Annotated in this window: 15 protein-coding genes and 2 riboswitches; of the genes, 5 read left to right on the top strand and 10 right to left on the bottom strand. The window is 66.1% G+C overall.

Annotated features, from left to right (window positions below; genetic code table 11):
• Positions 1 to 5: 5 nt before the first annotated feature.
• From gcvP to ACE3SS_RS02005, 4 genes are all read right to left on the bottom strand, one after another.
• Entirely contained in the window at positions 6 to 2915 is a 2910-nt protein-coding gene (gcvP, locus tag ACE3SS_RS02020) for an aminomethyl-transferring glycine dehydrogenase (protein ID WP_374590744.1), read from the bottom strand.
• A 104-nt stretch (positions 2916 to 3019) separates the two neighbouring features.
• Positions 3020 to 3394, bottom strand: a complete 375-nt coding sequence (gene gcvH / locus ACE3SS_RS02015; RefSeq protein ID WP_374590742.1) for a glycine cleavage system protein GcvH — start codon at positions 3392 to 3394, stop codon at positions 3020 to 3022.
• Between the two features lie 50 nt (positions 3395 to 3444).
• On the bottom strand, positions 3445 to 4572 hold the full coding sequence (gene gcvT, locus ACE3SS_RS02010; protein WP_374590740.1) for a glycine cleavage system aminomethyltransferase GcvT: 1128 nt from the start codon (positions 4570 to 4572) through the stop codon (positions 3445 to 3447).
• A 72-nt stretch (positions 4573 to 4644) separates the two neighbouring features.
• Positions 4645 to 4760, bottom strand: a riboswitch (glycine riboswitch).
• A gap of 10 nt (positions 4761 to 4770) precedes the next feature.
• Positions 4771 to 4869, bottom strand: a riboswitch (glycine riboswitch).
• A gap of 126 nt (positions 4870 to 4995) precedes the next feature.
• Positions 4996 to 6681, bottom strand: a complete 1686-nt coding sequence (locus tag ACE3SS_RS02005; RefSeq protein ID WP_374590738.1) for an electron transfer flavoprotein-ubiquinone oxidoreductase — start codon at positions 6679 to 6681, stop codon at positions 4996 to 4998.
• A 219-nt stretch (positions 6682 to 6900) separates the two neighbouring features.
• On the opposite strand from ACE3SS_RS02005, the gene ACE3SS_RS02000 reads away from it, so the two are divergent.
• From ACE3SS_RS02000 to rmuC, 5 genes are all read left to right on the top strand, one after another.
• Positions 6901 to 7683 (top strand): SDR family oxidoreductase, encoded by a 783-nt coding sequence (locus tag ACE3SS_RS02000; protein WP_374590736.1) that lies wholly within the window; start codon positions 6901 to 6903, stop codon positions 7681 to 7683.
• Positions 7684 to 7706: 23 nt separating this feature from the next.
• Positions 7707 to 8129: an acyl-CoA thioesterase gene (locus tag ACE3SS_RS01995; protein WP_374590734.1), complete on the top strand. Its 423-nt coding sequence runs from the start codon at positions 7707 to 7709 to the stop codon at positions 8127 to 8129.
• 248 nt (positions 8130 to 8377) lie between these two features.
• On the top strand, positions 8378 to 9088 hold the full coding sequence (locus tag ACE3SS_RS01990; RefSeq protein ID WP_374590732.1) for a CoA transferase subunit A: 711 nt from the start codon (positions 8378 to 8380) through the stop codon (positions 9086 to 9088).
• Between the two features lie 2 nt (positions 9089 to 9090).
• Complete coding sequence (locus tag ACE3SS_RS01985; RefSeq protein WP_374590730.1) at positions 9091 to 9735, top strand: CoA transferase subunit B; 645 nt, start codon at positions 9091 to 9093, stop codon at positions 9733 to 9735.
• Between the two features lie 86 nt (positions 9736 to 9821).
• Complete coding sequence (gene rmuC, locus ACE3SS_RS01980; RefSeq protein WP_374590728.1) at positions 9822 to 11225, top strand: DNA recombination protein RmuC; 1404 nt, start codon at positions 9822 to 9824, stop codon at positions 11223 to 11225.
• A gap of 37 nt (positions 11226 to 11262) precedes the next feature.
• Here the strand turns inward: rmuC and ACE3SS_RS01975 are convergent, their stop codons facing one another.
• The 6 genes from ACE3SS_RS01975 to ACE3SS_RS01950 form a co-directional block, all read right to left on the bottom strand.
• A complete protein-coding gene (locus ACE3SS_RS01975; protein ID WP_374590726.1) occupies positions 11263 to 11577 on the bottom strand; it encodes a late competence development ComFB family protein in 315 nt (104 codons plus the stop codon).
• Between the two features lie 56 nt (positions 11578 to 11633).
• Positions 11634 to 12500 carry a carboxylating nicotinate-nucleotide diphosphorylase gene (nadC, locus tag ACE3SS_RS01970; RefSeq protein ID WP_374590724.1) on the bottom strand — a complete coding sequence of 289 codons (867 nt, stop codon included), beginning with the start codon at positions 12498 to 12500 and terminating at the stop codon, positions 11634 to 11636.
• A gap of 42 nt (positions 12501 to 12542) precedes the next feature.
• Positions 12543 to 13703 carry a quinolinate synthase NadA gene (nadA, locus tag ACE3SS_RS01965; RefSeq protein WP_374590722.1) on the bottom strand — a complete coding sequence of 387 codons (1161 nt, stop codon included), beginning with the start codon at positions 13701 to 13703 and terminating at the stop codon, positions 12543 to 12545.
• Positions 13704 to 13773: 70 nt separating this feature from the next.
• The gene (locus tag ACE3SS_RS01960) at positions 13774 to 14925 is read right to left on the bottom strand and encodes an ATP-binding protein (protein WP_374590720.1); all 1152 of its coding nucleotides are present in this window, start codon (positions 14923 to 14925) and stop codon (positions 13774 to 13776) included.
• A gap of 125 nt (positions 14926 to 15050) precedes the next feature.
• Positions 15051 to 15503 (bottom strand): hypothetical protein, encoded by a 453-nt coding sequence (locus tag ACE3SS_RS01955; protein WP_374590718.1) that lies wholly within the window; start codon positions 15501 to 15503, stop codon positions 15051 to 15053.
• A 24-nt stretch (positions 15504 to 15527) separates the two neighbouring features.
• The coding region (locus ACE3SS_RS01950) for an efflux RND transporter permease subunit (RefSeq protein WP_374590716.1) at positions 15528 to 16689 on the bottom strand (1162 nt) is incomplete at its 5' end.

Below are 16689 nucleotides of genomic sequence, written 5' to 3'. Positions count from 1 at the left end.
GCGGCTTACTGCTGATCGGCCAGCTCGGACACCGGCACGCAAGAGCAGAACAGGTTGCGGTCGCCGTAGACGTTGTCCACGCGGCCTACCGGCGACCAGTACTTCTGCTTGCGCAAGGCCGCCACCGGGTAGGCCGCGTCTTCGCGGCTGTAGGCGTGCGACCAGTCGGCCTTGAGCAGGCTCTCGGCGGTATGCGGCGCGTTCTTCAGCGGGTTGTCGTCCTGCGGCCAGGCTTGCTGCTCGACCTTCGCAATCTCGCCACGGATGGCGATCATCGCGTCGCAGAAGCGGTCGAGCTCGGCCAGCGATTCGCTTTCGGTCGGCTCGACCATCAGCGTGCCTGCCACCGGGAAGCTCAGCGTCGGCGCGTGGAAGCCATAGTCGATCAGGCGCTTGGCCACGTCCTCCGCCGCCACGCCGCTGGCGTCCTTGAGGGGGCGCAGGTCGAGGATGCACTCGTGAGCCACGCCGCCACCCTTGACGCCGGCCACGCCGCCGCTGAAGTGGATGTCGTAGTGGTCGCTCAGGCGCGCCGCCACGTAGTTGGCGTTGAGGATGGCCACTTCGGTGGCGGCCTTCAGGCCGTCGGCACCCATCATTCGAACGTACATCCAGCTGATCGGCAGCACGGCCGCGTTGCCCAGCGGCGCAGCCGACACCGCGCCGACTTGCTGCTCGGCGCCGATGCCGGCCGAGCGGTGCGCCGGCAGGTAGGGCACGAGGTCTTCGACCACGCACACCGGGCCGACGCCGGGGCCGCCACCGCCGTGCGGGATGCAGAAGGTCTTGTGCAGGTTGAGGTGGCTCACGTCGCCGCCGAACTCGCCCGGCGCGGCCAGGCCGACCAACGCGTTCATATTGGCGCCGTCCACGTAGACGCGGCCGCCGTGCTGGTGCACCAGGGCGCACAGCTCTTTGACGCGGGTCTCGAACACGCCGTAGGTAGACGGATAGGTGATCATCACGGCGGCCAGCTTGCTGCTGTGCTGCTCGCACTTGGCGCGCAGGTCGTCGAGGTCGACGTTGCCCATCGCGTCACACTTCACGACCACCACTTGCATGCCCGCCATGTGGGCGCTGGCGGGGTTGGTGCCGTGTGCCGATTCGGGGATCAGGCAGATGGTGCGGTCACCCTGGCCGCGCGCTTCGTGGTAGGCCTTGATGACCAGCAGGCCGGCGTATTCGCCTTGCGAGCCGGCATTCGGTTGCAGGCTGATGCCGGCATAGCCCGTGGCCTGGCTGAGCCAGCCGCACAACTGCTCTTTGAGCAGGTCGTAGCCTTTGAGCTGGTCGCGCGGCGCGAACGGGTGCACGTTGGCGAACTCGGGCCAGGTGATGGGGATCATCTCGCTGGTCGCGTTCAGCTTCATCGTGCACGAGCCCAGCGGGATCATGCTGCGGTCGAGCGCCAGGTCTTTATCGGCCAGGGCGCGCAGGTAGCGCAGCATCTCGGTTTCGGAGTGGTGCGTGTTGAAGACCGGGTGCGTGAGGTAGGAGCTGGTGCGGCTCAGGGCGGCCGGGATCATCAGGGCCGCGCCTTGCGCCGCGGCGTCGAAGGCCGGGGCCGCCTTGCCACCGGAGAACACGCTCCAGAGCGTGGCCACGTCTTGCCGCGTGGTGGTTTCGTCAAGCGAGATGCCGATGGTGTCCGCGGTCGCGGCACGCAGGTTGAAGCCTTGGGCACGCGCGGCAGCCAGCAGCGCATCGCGGTGGTCGCCGACTTCGATCTGCAGCGTGTCGAAGGCGGTGTCGTGCAACAGCTTGCAGCCCAGTTGCCGCAGGCCGGCTGCCAGGATGGCGGTGTAGCTCGCCACGCGCTGCGCGATGCGCTTGAGCCCTTCGGGCCCGTGGTAGACCGCGTACATGCTCGCCACCACGGCCGGCAGCACCTGCGCCGTGCAGATGTTCGACGTGGCCTTCTCGCGGCGGATGTGCTGTTCGCGCGTCTGCAGGGCCAGGCGATAGGCCGGCGCGCCGTGCGTATCGACGCTTACGCCGACCAAGCGGCCGGGCATCGAGCGCTTGAATTCGTCTTTCGTCGCCATGTAGGCGGCGTGCGGGCCACCGTTGCCCATGGGCATGCCGAAGCGCTGCGTGGTGCCCACGGCAATGTCGGCGCCCAGCTCGCCCGGAGGCGTGAGCAGCGTCAGCGCCAGCAGGTCGGCGGCCACGATGGCCAGCGCGCCCTGCCCATGCACGGCCTCGATGATGGGGCGCAGATCGCGGATCTGACCGTTGACGCCCGGGTATTGCAGCAGCACGGCAAAGGCGTCGGCGCCCGTGATCTGGCTGGCGTGTTGCACCTCGACCGTGATGCCCAGCGGCTCGGCGCGGGTGCACACCACTTCGAGCGTCTGCGGCAGCACGTCGTGGGCGACGATGAAGCGCGTGCTCTTGCTCTTGCCGACGCGGGCGGCCAGCGTCATCGCTTCGGCAGCCGAGGTGGCTTCGTCGAGCATCGAGGCATTGGCGATGGCCAGGCCGGTGAGGTCGCACACCATGGTCTGGAAGTTGACCAGCGCTTCCATGCGGCCTTGCGAGATCTCGGCCTGGTAGGGCGTGTAGGCCGTGTACCAGGCGGGGTTCTCGAGGATGTTGCGCAGGATGACGCCCGGCGTGTGCGTGCCGTAGTAGCCCTGGCCGATGCAGCTCTTGAGCAACTGGTTTTGCGCCGCGATGCCCTTGAGCTCGGCCAGCGCCTGCGCCTCGGTGAGGGGGGCGGGCAGTTGCATCGGCTGCGGGCGAGCGATGGCCGCGGGCACGATGGCCTGCATCAGGGCTGCACGCGAGGCCGCGCCGATGGCGCTGAGCATGCGCTGCTCGTCCGCGGCGTTGGGGCCGATGTGACGAGCGATGAACTCTTGAGCGTTTTCAAGTGTGCTGAGCGAGGCGGAGACAGGCGTGGAGGCAGACATCGTGGCGAATCCTTGGGCACGACAAACGCGCGTGCCCGCTTGGTGACAGAGCTATTCAATGAGGAGGCTGAGCCCGGCTGGGCCGGGCGAGCCGGGCGCAGCGATCAGCTGTTCTTGACGAGGTCGTCGTAGGCGGTCGCGTCCATCAGACCGTCGAGCTCGGCGGCGTTCGACAGCTTGACCTTGAAGAACCAGCCGGCATTCAGCGGGTCGCTGTTGGCGAGCGACGGGTCGTCGCGCAGCGCTTCGTTGACGGCGGTGATTTCGCCCGACACCGGCGCGTACACGTCGGCAGCGGCCTTGACCGACTCGACCACGCCGGCGATGTCTTTCTGCGCGAAGGTCTTGCCCACCTCGGGCAGATCGACGAACACGACGTCGCCCAGGGCGTCTTGCGCGTGCACGGTGATGCCGACCGTGGCGGTACCGTCAGCTTCGACTTTGATCCACTCGTGGTCGGGGGTGTACTTGATCGTCATGGTGAGCTCCTGGGTCTGAAGATTGAAAACTTGAAATGCGCGGGACGAGGTCAGCCGCGGTAGTAGCGATTGGGTGTGAAAGGCAGGGCGGTCACACGCATCGGCACGCGCTTGTCGCGCACGATGGCGAACACGTCGGTGCCGATCGCGGCATGCGGCGTGGTGACGTAAGCCAAGGCGACGGGCTGGTTGACAGTGGGGCCGAGCGAGCCGCTGGTGACGACGCCGATCTCGGTGCCATCGGCACTGATCACCTGGGCGCCTTCGCGCACCGGCATGCGCTCGGCACTGATCAGGCCGACGCGCTTGCGAGCGGTGCCGTTGGCCAGCTGGGCGTCGATCACAGCGGCGCCGGGGTAACCGCCGGCACGCGCACCGCCAGCGCGGCGCACCTTCTGGATCGCCCAGGTCAGCGCGCCTTCGACGGGCGTGGTTTCAGTGGTGATGTCGTGGCCGTAGAGGCACAGGCCGGCCTCCAGGCGCAGCGTGTCGCGCGCGCCCAGACCGATCGGCTTCACTTCAGGCTGGGCCAGCAGCGCGCGGGCCAGCGCCTCGGCCTGCGCGGCCGGCACCGAGATCTCGAAGCCGTCTTCGCCGGTGTAGCCCGAACGGGTCAGGAAGGTATCGATACCGGCCAGGGTGAAGAAGCCGCCGGTCATGAAGGTGAGCTGGGCGACGTCGGCATTCAGGCGCGACAGTGCCGTCACCGCTTGCGGGCCTTGCAGCGCCAGCAGGGCCTGGTCGGGCAGCGGCTGCACGGTGCAGCGCGAGCCGATGTGCTGCTGCAGATGCGCGATGTCTTGCGCCTTGCACGCGGCGTTGACCACCACGAAGAGATCGTCGGGCCGGCGCGTGATCATCAGGTCGTCGAGGATGCCGCCTTGCTCGTTGGTGAACAACGCGTAGCGCTGCTTGAGCACGGGCAGGTCGACCACATCGACGGGCACCAGGCTCTCCAGCGCTGCGGACGCGTCGGTACCCTTGAGCAGCACCTGGCCCATGTGCGAGACGTCGAACAGGCCGGCGGCCGTGCGGGTGTGCTTGTGCTCGGCCAGGATGCCCGTGGCGTATTGCACGGGCATGTCGTAGCCGCCGAAGGGCACCATCTTGGCGCCGAGTTCGACGTGCAGGGCGTGGAGCGGGGTCTTGAGGAGCGCGGAGGAAGATTCTGTGGACACGGCGGAGGCTTTCAAGGGCAGGTTGCGAGCCGGATCGCGAGTCGACCCGTGGGCCGTCACACGATTCGCTGAGTTGCCCTCGCTGTCCGCTTTACCTGAGAGATTGACCCCGCGCCATCATTGACGAGCGCCGGGCTTGCCCCTTCGGTGGACCGCATCGGGTGCGGCCTCTCTCCAGTGAGGATCGCCTGATGAATCAGACGCTTGCCAGTCCTTTTGCCTGAGCGTTCGAGGCCGCTTGACAACGGTCTCTGCGCCTTCGGCGGCCTGCTGCAGGCTCTCTCCTGGCAAGGGGCGCAGTTTACTGCAGGCGGCCCGTTCAGGGGGCGATTTTTCGGGCAAGAAGTCGGGCTTGAGCGCTCGCGCAGGCACAAAAAAACGGAGCCAGGCAGGCTCCGTTTTTCGTGTCGGCTTGGGGCCGGGTCACATGCCCGCGTAGTTCGGGCCGCCGCCGCCTTCCGGCGTGACCCACACGATGTTCTGCGTCGGGTCCTTGATGTCGCAGGTCTTGCAGTGCACGCAGTTCTGGGCGTTGATCTGCAGGCGGTCGGTGTTGTCGTCGTTCTTGACGAATTCGTACACGCCGGCCGGGCAGTAGCGCTGTTCCGGGCCTGCAAACTTGGCCAGGTTGGTCTGCACCGGCACCGACGCGTTCTTGAGCGTCAAGTGAGCCGGTTGGTGCTCGGTGTGGTTGGTGTTGGACACAAACACCGAGCTCAAGCGATCAAAGGTGATCTTGCCGTCGGGCTTCGGATAGTCGATCTTGGCGCACTGCGAGGCGGGCAGCAGGCGGGTGTGATCGGCCTCGGTGCGGTGGATGGTCCAGGGGGCCTTCTTGATGCCCAACTTGGGCAGCAGCCAGTGTTCGATGCCGGTCATGATCATGCCGACGTACATGCCCTTCTTGAACCACTGCTTGAAGTTCTTGGACGTGTCGAGCTCGTCCTTCAGCCAGCTCTTTTCGAACGAGGCCGGGTAAGCGCTCAGCTCGTCGCCTTGACGGCCAGCGTTCAGTGCCTCGAACAGGGCATCAGCGCACAGCATGCCGGTCTTCATGGCGGCGTGCGAGCCCTTGATGCGGGCGGCGTTCAAGAAGCCGGCATCGCAGCCAACCAGGGCGCCCCCCGGGAACACGACCTTGGGCAGCGACAGGATGCCGCCAGCCGTGATGGCGCGGGCGCCATAGCTCAGGCGCTTGGCGCCTTCGAGGTATTGCTTGATGCTGGGGTGAGTCTTCCAGCGCTGCATTTCTTCAAACGGGCTCAACCAGGGGTTCTGGTAGTCCAGCCCCGTCACGAAGCCCAGGGTGACCTTGTTGTCTTCGAGGTGGTACAGGAAGCCACCACCGTAGGTCTGGGTGTCCATCGGCCAGCCAGCGGTGTGCACCACCAAGCCCGGCTTGGCCTTGGCGGGGTCGATTTCCCACAGTTCCTTGATGCCGATGGCGTAGCTCTGCGGGTCTTTGCCTTCGTCGAGCTTGAACTTGGAGATCAGCTGCTTGCCCAGGTGGCCACGCGCGCCTTCGGCGAAGATGGTGTACTTGCCCACCAGTTCCATGCCCAGCTGGAAGTCGCCAGTCGGCTCGCCGGACTTGTCGATGCCCATGTTGCCGGTGGCCACGCCACGCACGGCGCCCTTGTCGTCGTACAGCACCTCGGCCGCGGCAAAGCCCGGGAAGATTTCGACGCCCAAGGCCTCAGCCTGCTGACCCAGCCAGCGCACCACGTTGCCCAGGGCGACGACGTAATTGCCGTGGTTGTGGAAGTTGTTGGGAATCAGTGCCTGCGGGGTGGCGAACGAGCCGGTTTCGGTCAGTACCAATACTTCGTCGGCGGTGACGGGCTGGTTGAGCGGCGCGCCGAGCTCTTTCCAGTTCGGGAACAGCTCGTTCATGGCGATCGGGTCCATCACGGCGCCCGACAAGATGTGCGCGCCAGGTTCGGAGCCCTTTTCGAGCACGACGACGTTGATTTCCTTGCCAGCCTTCTCAGCCAATTGCTTCAGGCGGATGGCGGTGGTCAGGCCAGCGGGGCCCGCGCCGACGATCACCACGTCGTATTCCATCGACTCGCGGGGGCCGAACTGCTCAAGGATTTCCTGAGGCGTCATGCTGTTATTCCTTCGGGTATGCCAAAAAATCGGGGGCGCGGTTTGCGCAAACGCGCGATTTTATGCGTGTCTTGAGCCTTGGTCCCGGGGGCTACTCAAGACATGATCAGCGAAGACTTTTGCGGCATTTCAAAAGATCGTCGCCAAATCTTGCGTGCTATCTTGCCTGGCATCGTCATTCAAGTGCGGCATCTGCACGTTACGAGGAGCATCCCCGACATGAGCTACAGCATCGACCTTTCCGGCCGCGTGGCCCTGATCACCGGCGCGTCGAGCGGCCTGGGCCAGCAATTCGCCAAGACCTTGGCGCAAGCCGGCGCGGCCGTGGTGCTGGCCAGCCGCCGAATCGAGTTGTTGAAGACGCTGCGCGCCGAAATCGAAGCCTTTGGCGGCGACGCCCACGTGGTCGCGCTGGACGTGACCGACCATGACAGCATCAAGGCGGCGGTGGCGCACGCCGAAACCGAAGTCGGCCCGATCGACATCCTGATCAACAACTCCGGCGTGAGCACCACCCAGAAGCTGGTCGATGTGAGCCCCGAAGACTTCGACTACGTGTTCAACACCAACACCCGTGGCGCCTTCTTCGTGGCGCAGGAGGTGGGCAAGCGCATGCTGGCGCGGGCGCGTGGCGCGGCGCCGGGCACCTACACCGGCGGGCGCATCATCAACATCGCGTCGATGGCCGGGCTGCGGGTGCTGAGCCAGATCGGCGTCTACTGCATGAGCAAGGCCGCCGTGGTGCACATGACCAAGGCCATGGCGCTGGAGTGGGGGCGCTACGACATCAACGTCAACGCCATTTGCCCGGGCTACATCGACACCGAGATCAACCACCGTTACTGGCAGACCGAGCAGGGCCAGAAGCTGATCGAGATGCTGCCGCGCAAGCGCGTGGGGCAGCCGCAAGACCTGGATGCGCTGCTGGTGATTCTGTGCGCCAAGGAAAGCCATTTCATCAACGGCGCCGTGATTTCGGCCGACGACGGTTTTGGTGCGTAAACGTTTGAGCAGAGTACGGATTCATGCGTATTGATGTACCGGCCGAGAAAAAGCTGATTCACGAGTTGACGATGCCGATTGCCTGGGGCGACATGGACGCCCTCGGGCACGTCAACAACACGGTCTACTTCCGCTACATGGAGAACGCCCGCGTCGGCTGGTTGACGAGCCTGGGTGGCGGGCTCGATCCGCAGCAGGACGGCGCGGTGATCGTCAACACCTTCTGCAACTTCTACAAGCAGCTCACCTTCCCGGGCGAGCTGCGCGTGCAGCTGTATGCGGCCAACCCGGGGCGCAGCAGCATCGACACCTTCGTGACCATCGAGCGGCTCGACGAGCCTGGCGTGGTCTACGCCGCCGGCGGGGCCACGCTGGTGTGGGCGAACGTGGCCGAGGGCCGATCCGTGCCCTTGCCTGACGCAATTCGCCAGCAGGTCAGCGCCTGATCGGTGGCGTAAAACCGCTGCCGCGTCAGCTGCTTGCTGCCAAGGGTTTGCACCGACAGCGGGCGGCATCAAAGCTGCTTGCCTGTATGCGGGAAAGCGAGCTTTGCTGTGCTGCAACATCTGCTTTGCCAGGGCGTTCCCCCGGTGTACGCTGTCCGCTGGTTTACGAGCGGTGCCCATTGCCGATGGCGTTGCGGTGCGGGTTCGTGAGTGTTGGCGTGAAGCTCACGTCTTAAGGAGTTGCTTTCATGAACAAGATTTTCCCGAGCGCCACGGCGGCGCTGGAGGGGGTCGTCAAGGACGGCATGCTGATGGCCGTTGGCGGCTTTGGCCTGTGCGGCATCCCCGAGGCCCTGATCGACGCCTTGCAGGCCAGCGGGGTCAAGGATCTGACGGTCATCTCGAACAACGCCGGCGTGGACGGTTTCGGCCTGGGCAAGTTGCTCAACACGCGGCAGATCAAGAAGATGATCTCGAGCTATGTGGGCGAGAACAAGGAGTTCGAGCGGCAGTACCTGGCGGGTGAGCTGGAGCTCGAATTCACGCCGCAGGGCACGCTGGCCGAGAAGCTGCGCGCCGGCGGGGCGGGCATCCCGGCCTTCTTCACCAAGACGGGCGTGGGCACCATCGTGGCCGATGGCAAGGAGACTCGCGAGTTCGACGGCGAGGTCTACGTGATGGAGCGGGCGCTGCGCCCCGAAGTGGCGCTGGTCAAGGCGCATGTGGCCGACAAGTCGGGCAACCTGAAGTTCCGCCGCACGGCGCGCAACTTCAACCCGGCCGCCGCGATGGCCGGCAAGCTCACCATCGTGGAAGTGGAGCAGATCGTCGAGACGGGCACCTTCGACCCGGACGAGATCCATCTGCCGGGCATCTACGTGCACCGCATCGTGCACAACCCGACGCCCGAGAAGCGCATTGAAAAGCGCACCACGCAACAAAATCCGAAGGGAGTCTGACCATGGCCTGGACCCACGACGAAATGGCGGCACGCGCCGCGCAAGAGCTCCAGGACGGCTTCTACGTCAACCTGGGCATCGGCCTGCCGACGCTGGTGGCCAACCACGTGCGCTCGGAGATCGAGGTGTGGCTGCAAAGCGAAAACGGCATGCTGGGCATCGGCCCGTTCCCCGACGAGGCTGAGGTCGACGCCGACATGATCAACGCCGGCAAGCAGACCGTGACCTGCCTGCCGGGCTCGTCGATCTTCGGCAGCCACGACAGCTTCGCGATGATCCGCGGCGGCAAGATCAACCTATCGATCCTGGGGGCGATGCAGGTGTCCGAAAAAGGCGACCTGGCCAACTGGATGATCCCCGGCAAGATGGTCAAGGGCATGGGCGGCGCCATGGACCTGGTGGCTGGCGTGAAGCGCGTGGTCGTGCTGATGGAGCATGCCGCCAAGAACGGCGAACACAAGCTGCTGCAGAAGTGCTCGCTGCCGCTGACCGGACTGGGCGTTGTCGATCGCATCATCACCGAGCTGTGCGTGCTTGACGTGACGCCTGATGGTTTCAAGTGCGTTGAGCTGGCTCCCGGCGTGACAGCCGAAGAAATCCGCACCAAGACGGGCGCGCACGTGCACCTGTCGCACCTCACGGCTTGATTCGTGAGGGCTGACCGGGCACGCTGTGCATCGGTCGGCCGCGCGGCTCGCCGAGTTTCAATCGGCGGGCTGCGACAATCCCGGCCATGACGACATGGCTCTTGCTGGCGCTGGTTGCGCTCAATCTCATCGCGGTGATCTGGCTGGTTTTTCGTTCAGGCCAGAGCGGTGCCGCCACCCATCTTGATCAACTGACCCAGCAGCTCTCGGCGCTGCAAGCGGATCTGCGCGCTCGCACCGAGCAGCTCGACCGCGCCTTGCGCGACGAAGTGGCTCGCAGCGCGGCCGGCACGCGGCAGGAGCTGGGCTCTACCTTCGCCAACTTCCAGCAGACCTTGCTGGCCCAGCAGGGCGACGTGCTGCGCTCACAAAACGAACAGCTCGACAGCTTTCGGGTGCAATTGGCCTCGTTGCAGCAGGCACTGGCCGACACCTTGCGCCAGACCACTTCGGGTTTGACGGAGCAGTTGCGGCAGCTGTCCGAGGCCAATGAACGCCGCTTGGCCGAGGTGCGCCACACCGTTGATGTGCGGCTGCAATCGCTGCAGACCGACAACGAGAAGAAGCTCGAGCAGATGCGGCAGACGGTGGACGAAAAATTGCACGCCACGCTGGAGCAACGTCTGGGCGAGAGCTTCAAGCAGGTGGCCGAGCGGTTGGAGCAGGTGCACCGCGGCCTGGGCGAGATGCAGGGCCTGGCGCAAGGTGTGGGCGACCTCAAGCGCGTGCTGACCAACGTCAAGAGCCGAGGCGTGTTTGGCGAGGTGCAATTGGCGGCGCTGCTCGAGCAGGTGTTCACCATCGAGCAATATGCCGTCAATGTGGCGACGGTGCCGGGCAGCAATGAGCGGGTCGAATTCGCGATCAAGCTGCCGGGCCGCAACGACTCGGGCGAGCCGGTGTGGCTGCCGCTGGACGCCAAGTTCCCGCGTGAAGATTACGAACGCCTGCTTGATGCGCAAGACCGTGCCGACCGCGAGGGCGCCGAGGCAGCCGCCAAGGCGCTGGAGCAGCGCATCCGCGACGAGGCCAAGACCATTGCCGCCAAATACCTGGCGCCGCCGCACACCACCGACTTTGCCGTGCTCTTCGTGCCCACCGAAGGGCTTTACGCCGAGTTGCTGCGCCGTCCGGGTCTGGCAGAGGCGTTGCAGCGCGAGCATCGCGTGTCGCTGGCGGGGCCGACCACGCTGTTGGCCATGCTCAACAGCCTGCAGATGGGCTTCCGGACGCTGGCGCTCGAAAAACGCTCGTCCGAAGTCTGGAAGGTGCTGGGCGCCGTCAAGACCGAGTTCGGCAAGTTTGGCGACGTGCTGGCCAAGACCAAGAAGAAGCTCGACGAGGCCAGCAACAGCATCGAGCTGGCCGAGCGCCGCACGCGGGTGATGACGCGCGAGCTGCGCGTGGTCGAGGCGCTGCCGGCGGATGAGGCGCAGCGTTTGCTGCCGGATGCCGGGGGCGATGCCGCCGAGCCCGATCTGCCGGGCTGAGTAGCGAGGCACGAAGAGGCGAGGCGGGGGCAGTGCCTCAGCGCCGCGCTTTCATCAAGGTGCGAGCCTGCACGAATTCAAAGGCGAATTGGACGGACTCTTTGACGGAGCGCTCGTTCTCGAGTCGCTCGTTCTCGGTCAGGTAGAAGGCCAGATCCACTTCGTGGCGGATGTAGCGCGGCAAGAGGCGGTTGAGCGCCACGCAGGCCACATCGGGATATTGCTCAACAGCGATCAGCGGGTAGCGCGGCCCCGCCTCGGCCACGGCCTCAAAGACCGCTCGCTCGTGGTAGTTGCGAATCGAGCTGAAGTCGGGCGGCATGGCGGGGGTGGGTTTGCGGGTTCTGGTCATGGCTCAGGCACTATCGGCATTGTGGAGTCGAGATTGAGCCGCCCACCCCGTCGCGCTTACAAACGTTCCAGCACTCGCATGGAATAGTCGACGGCTTTGACATCTTTGGTGAGCTTGCCGATCGAGATGCGATCGACTCCCGTGGCGGCAATGTCGCGCAGCTGGTCGAGGGTGACGCCGCCCGAGACTTCGAGCAGCGCACGGCCTTGGGTGACGGCGACGGCCTCGCGCATCATCTCGTTCGTGAAGTTGTCGAGCAGCACGCTGGTGGCGCCAGCGGCCAGGGCTTCGTTCAACTCGGCCAGGGTTTCGACCTCGATTTGAATGTCCACGCCGGCGTCCAGCGCCTGGGCCGCGCGCAGGGCGGCGCTCACGCTACCGGCGGCGGTAATGTGGTTCTCTTTGATGAGGATGCCGTGGTAGAGCGCCAGCCGCTGGTTCTGCCCACCGCCCACGCGCACCGCGTATTTTTGAGCCAGCCGCAGTCCGGGGATGGTCTTGCGCGTGTCGAGCACGGCGCAGCCGCCCGGGTTGGGCGAGGCACCCGCGATGGCATCGACGTGGCGGCGCGTGAGCGTGGCCGTGGCCGAGAGCAACTGCAGGAAGTTGAGGGCCGGGCGCTCGGCCGCCAGCAGGGCGCGGGCATCGGCCTCGATTTCGCACACCGGCGTGTCGGCCTGCATCTTGTCGCCGTCGGCGTAGTGCCAGCTCACCTGGGCTTGCGCGTCGAGCGTGCGCAGGGTGGCGTCGAACCACTCGCGGCCGCACAGCACAGCGTCTTCGCGCACGATCACGCGGGCCTTGACGCGGCGGCCGGCCGGGGCGAGCAGGCCCGTCCAGTCGGCCACGCCGATGTCTTCAAACAGGGCGTCGCGGACGTTGCGGGCGCGGGCTTCTTCGAGGGTTTCGTTGTGATCAAACATCGCGGGTTCTCAGGTAAGCGGTGGGCCGGAGCTTCAACGCGATCAAGCCGCGCCGACGTTGGGCACGAAGCCCTGGGCGGGTTTGGCGATGGCGGCAGGGTTGCGCGCCACGAAGTCGAGCATGCGGTCGATGCAGCCCTTGGCTTGGGTGCGGGTGGGTTCGGGCACGGTGATTTCGCCCAGGCCTTTTTCGAGGCAGTCGATCACGCCTTGCAGGCCGTTCATGGCCATCCAGGGGCAGTGCGCGCAGCTCTTGCAGGTGGCGCTGTTGCCGGCGGTGGGCGCTTCGATCAGCGTCTTGCCGGGCGCCATCTGGCGCATGCGGTGCAGGATGCCGTTGTCGGTGGCGACGATGAAGGTCTGCGCGTTCATGTTGATGACCGCGTTGAGCATCTGCGAGGTGGAGCCGACCACGTCGGCCTGCTCGACCACGCTCTTGGGCGACTCGGGGTGCACCAGCACCTTGGCGTCGGGATGCTGCTTGCGCAGCAGGTCGAGCTCGAGGCCCTTGAACTCGTCGTGGACGATGCAGGCGCCGTTCCACATCAGCATGTCGGCGCCGGTCTGCTCCTGGATGTAGCGGCCCAGGTGGCGGTCGGGGGCCCACAGCACTTTCTTGCCCTCGGCCTTGAGGTGGCTGACGATGGCCAGCGCGCACGAGCTGGTCACCATCCAGTCGGCGCGGGCCTTCACGGCGGCGCTGGTGTTGGCGTAGACCACCACGGTGCGGTCGGGGTGGGCGTCGCAGAACTTGGCGAAGTCGTCGGCGGGGCAGCCCAGGTCGAGCGAGCAGGTCGCGTCGAGATCGGGCATCAGCACGCGTTTTTCGGGGCTCAGGATCTTGGCGCTCTCGCCCATGAAGCGCACGCCGGCCACGATCAGCGTCTGGGCGGCATGGTCGCGGCCGAAGCGGGCCATCTCGAGCGAGTCGGCCACGCAGCCGCCGGTCTCGAGCGCCAGGTCTTGCAGGTCGCCGTCCACGTAGTAGTGGGCCACCAGCACGGCTTGATGCTGCTTGAGCAGCGCCTTGATGCGCTCTTTGCGCTCGGCGCGCTGCGCGGGCGTCAGCGGCTCGGGTACCTTGGCCCAGGCGTGGGCCACGCAGGATTGGCCCGAGGCGTCTTGCAGGGCGAATTCGTATTCGACGCTGCCAGGGTGGCGCGGGTCGGATGAGGTGTCGGGGGAGGAAGGGGTGGGGGTCATGTCTGCGGCAGATCGTTCAAGGCACGAATGCTACCGGAGCCTCCGCGCGGCCGGCTTGATCGGGGGCGGATCAGTGCGTTGCGGGCGGGGCCTTGGGCAGCGTGAACACGAAGGTGGTGCCGTCGGCCTCGTTGCTGATGAACGAGACGTGTCCGCCCAGCAGGTCTTCGCCCAGCATTTTCATCGACGAGGTGCCCAGCCCGCGGCCAGGCTCGTGGTGCGTCGAGAAGTTGCGCTGAAACACCCGCAGCGCCAGCGTGGGCGGAATTGCCCGTGCGTTCCAGACGCTGAAGACGATGTCTTTGCCTTCGTCGCGGGCCTCGACACGCACGTGGCCAAGGGTGTCGGTGGCTTCAAGGGCGTTGATCAACATGTTGAGCAGCACCCGGCTCACGGCGGTGGTGTCGGTACGTATCGCCGCGTGGGGCATCGAGCCGACCTCCAACTGCTTGTTGGCGGCGGCGGGGTGCTTTTCGATCAGGGCCTGCACGTCGCCGAAGAGTTGATCGAAAAAGATATCTTCGCTGGCCGGCGAGTAGTGATCGATGCGACCGTCCACGATGGCGCGATGCAGTTTCAGCGTGCGCGATACGCCTTCGATCATGCGGTTGAGCGCGGCCACGCGCTGGCGGGCCTTGTCGGCATCGGCGGCGTTGAGTCCTTCGGGCACGGCGAGGCGCAAGCCGTTGAGCACGTTGCCCAGATCGTGCAGGATCACCCGCTCGGAGGCCGCCAGCCGTTGCTCTTCGGTGATGTCTCGCAGCAGCAGGGCCAAGAAGCGCTCGCCGCCGATCTCGAACGGACACGCGCGCACCGACAGGCACAGATCGGCGCGCGCGCCTTCGCGGTTGACTTGCATCACGCATTTGCGCTCGACCACGGCATTGCTGCTCAGCGCCGTGACGGTGGCGATGGCTTGCCCGCACGATGCGCAATGGCGCGTGGTGCCGCAGCCGGCGGGCGGCTCGCAGGCGTGCACGCAGCCCATCACTTCGCCCATGCGCAGGCTCAGCAGGGTGGCGGCGTCTTCGACACCCAGCGATTTGAGCAGTTGTTCGTTGACGCTGACGACTTGCCGCTGCTCGTTGACGATGGCCAGCAAGCCATCGACCGTGCGCAAGATGCCATCGGTTACCGGGCTGGTGGTGATGGCTCGCAGCTGGGCGAGCAAGGCGTCGGGCGAGGCGCGCTCGGCCGGTGCGAAGAAGGTGGTTTCGGACATGCTCGCCTCTCTGGGGTTCTTGCCGGAACATCATCCCTTGGGCGCAGCATGTCTGCCGAGCCGCCGCGCCACGCGGCCGTCGATGATAGGCACACGGCGCGCGGCTTGGCAATCGAGTCTTTTCGCTAGCGCACCTGCGGCGACGCGTGCGGCGCCAGCGGCGCGAACCGCGCCTGTTGCTCGCCTTGCCCGGCCAGCGTGATCCGCACCACGGCTTTCAGATCCGGGGTGGACGCGTACGCCGCCTGGCCGACGAGCTTGTTGTCGCCATCGGGCTTGAGCGGCGCGTTGCTCTTGGTCTTGCCCGACAGCAGGGTCACGCTGCCGGTGGCGCCCGCGGTCGAGGTCTTGTTGCCAGCGTGGTCGGTCACGTACACCGTGACGGCGTTGGCTTTGGCGGTGGGGCTGTCTTTCACCACGACCAGCTCGAAATGCTGCGCGCCGGCCATGCGCAGTTGCCCGCCGTGGGGGGCGGTTTGCGTGTCGAGGTAGGCGTCGTCATGGGCGTGCGCCAGCGGCGCGGCGAGCAGGGCGCAGGTCGTCCAGGCGGCCAGAGTCAGGGTGCGAAAGAGCTTCATCAGAGTGTCCTCGTTGCAAGGGTGTCAGTAACTGTTGCCGGCATGGCTGGCCAGAATGCGTTCCAGCGGGCGCCGGCCCCAGAGCCAGAACATCAGCGGGGTCAACAGGGTGTCGAGCACGGTGGAGCTGATCAGCCCGCCGAAGATCACCACCGCCACCGGGTGCAGGATCTCTTTGCCCGGCGCGTTGGCCGATTGCAGCAGCGGCACCAGTGCCAGGGCGGCCACCAGCGCGGTCATCAGCACCGGCGTGAGCCGCTCCAGCGAGCCGCGCACGATCATCGGCTGACCGAAGGTTTCGCCCTCCAGCGTGCAGAGGTTGATGTAGTGGCTGATCTTGAGGATGCCGTTGCGCGTGGCGATGCCGGTGAGCGTGATGAAGCCCACCAGTGCCGCGACCGACAGCGGCTGGTCGGTCAGCCACAGCGCCGCCACGCTGCCCACCAGGGCCAGCGGGATGTTGCCCATGATGATGGCCACCAGCGTGATCGAGCGATAGCGGCTGTAGAGCACCATGAAGATCAAGGACAGCGACACCGCGGCCAGCGCCGCCATCAGCCGCGTGGCTTGCTCCTGCGCCTGGAACTGGCCCTCGAGCGCGGTGAAGTAGCCCTCGGGCAGCGGTTGGCGGTTCATCTCGCCTCGGATGGCGCTCACCACCTGGGCCATGTCGCGTCCGTCGGTGTTGGCTGAGATCACGATGCGGCGGCGGGCGTTCTCGCGGCTGATCTGGTTGGGGCCCGTGCCTTCTTCGATCTGCGCGACTTGCGACAGCGGCACCGCACCGCCCGGGGTTTCGATCAGCAGATTGCGCAGCGCGGCCAGGTCGCGCCGGTCGTCGGGCAGGCGCACCACGAGATCGAAGCGGCGGTTGCCTTCCACCACTTGCGTGATGCGCTCGCCCTCGATCATGTCTTGCAGGCTGCGCAACAGCGCGCCGGGGGGCACGCCGAGTCGGGCAGCTTGACCATAGTCGAGGCGGATCTTGATTTGCGGGATGAGCACCTGCTTCTCGATCTGCAGATCGGCCACCCCCGGCACGCGGCCCAGGCGCGCTTGCAGATCGGCGGCGAGGCTGCGCAGGGTGTCGAGGTCATCGCCGTAGATCTTGAGGGCGATCTGGGCCCGCACGCCCGACAGCAGGTGGTCGAGCCGGTGCGAAATCGGCTGCCCGATGTTGGTGACG

It is taken from the genome of Aquabacterium sp. (assembly GCF_041915145.1).
Classification (GTDB): Bacteria; Pseudomonadota; Gammaproteobacteria; order Burkholderiales; family Burkholderiaceae_C; genus Aquabacterium.
The sequence above is the reverse complement of the archived record's forward strand: the minus strand, read 5'-3'. Positions and strand labels throughout refer to the sequence as shown.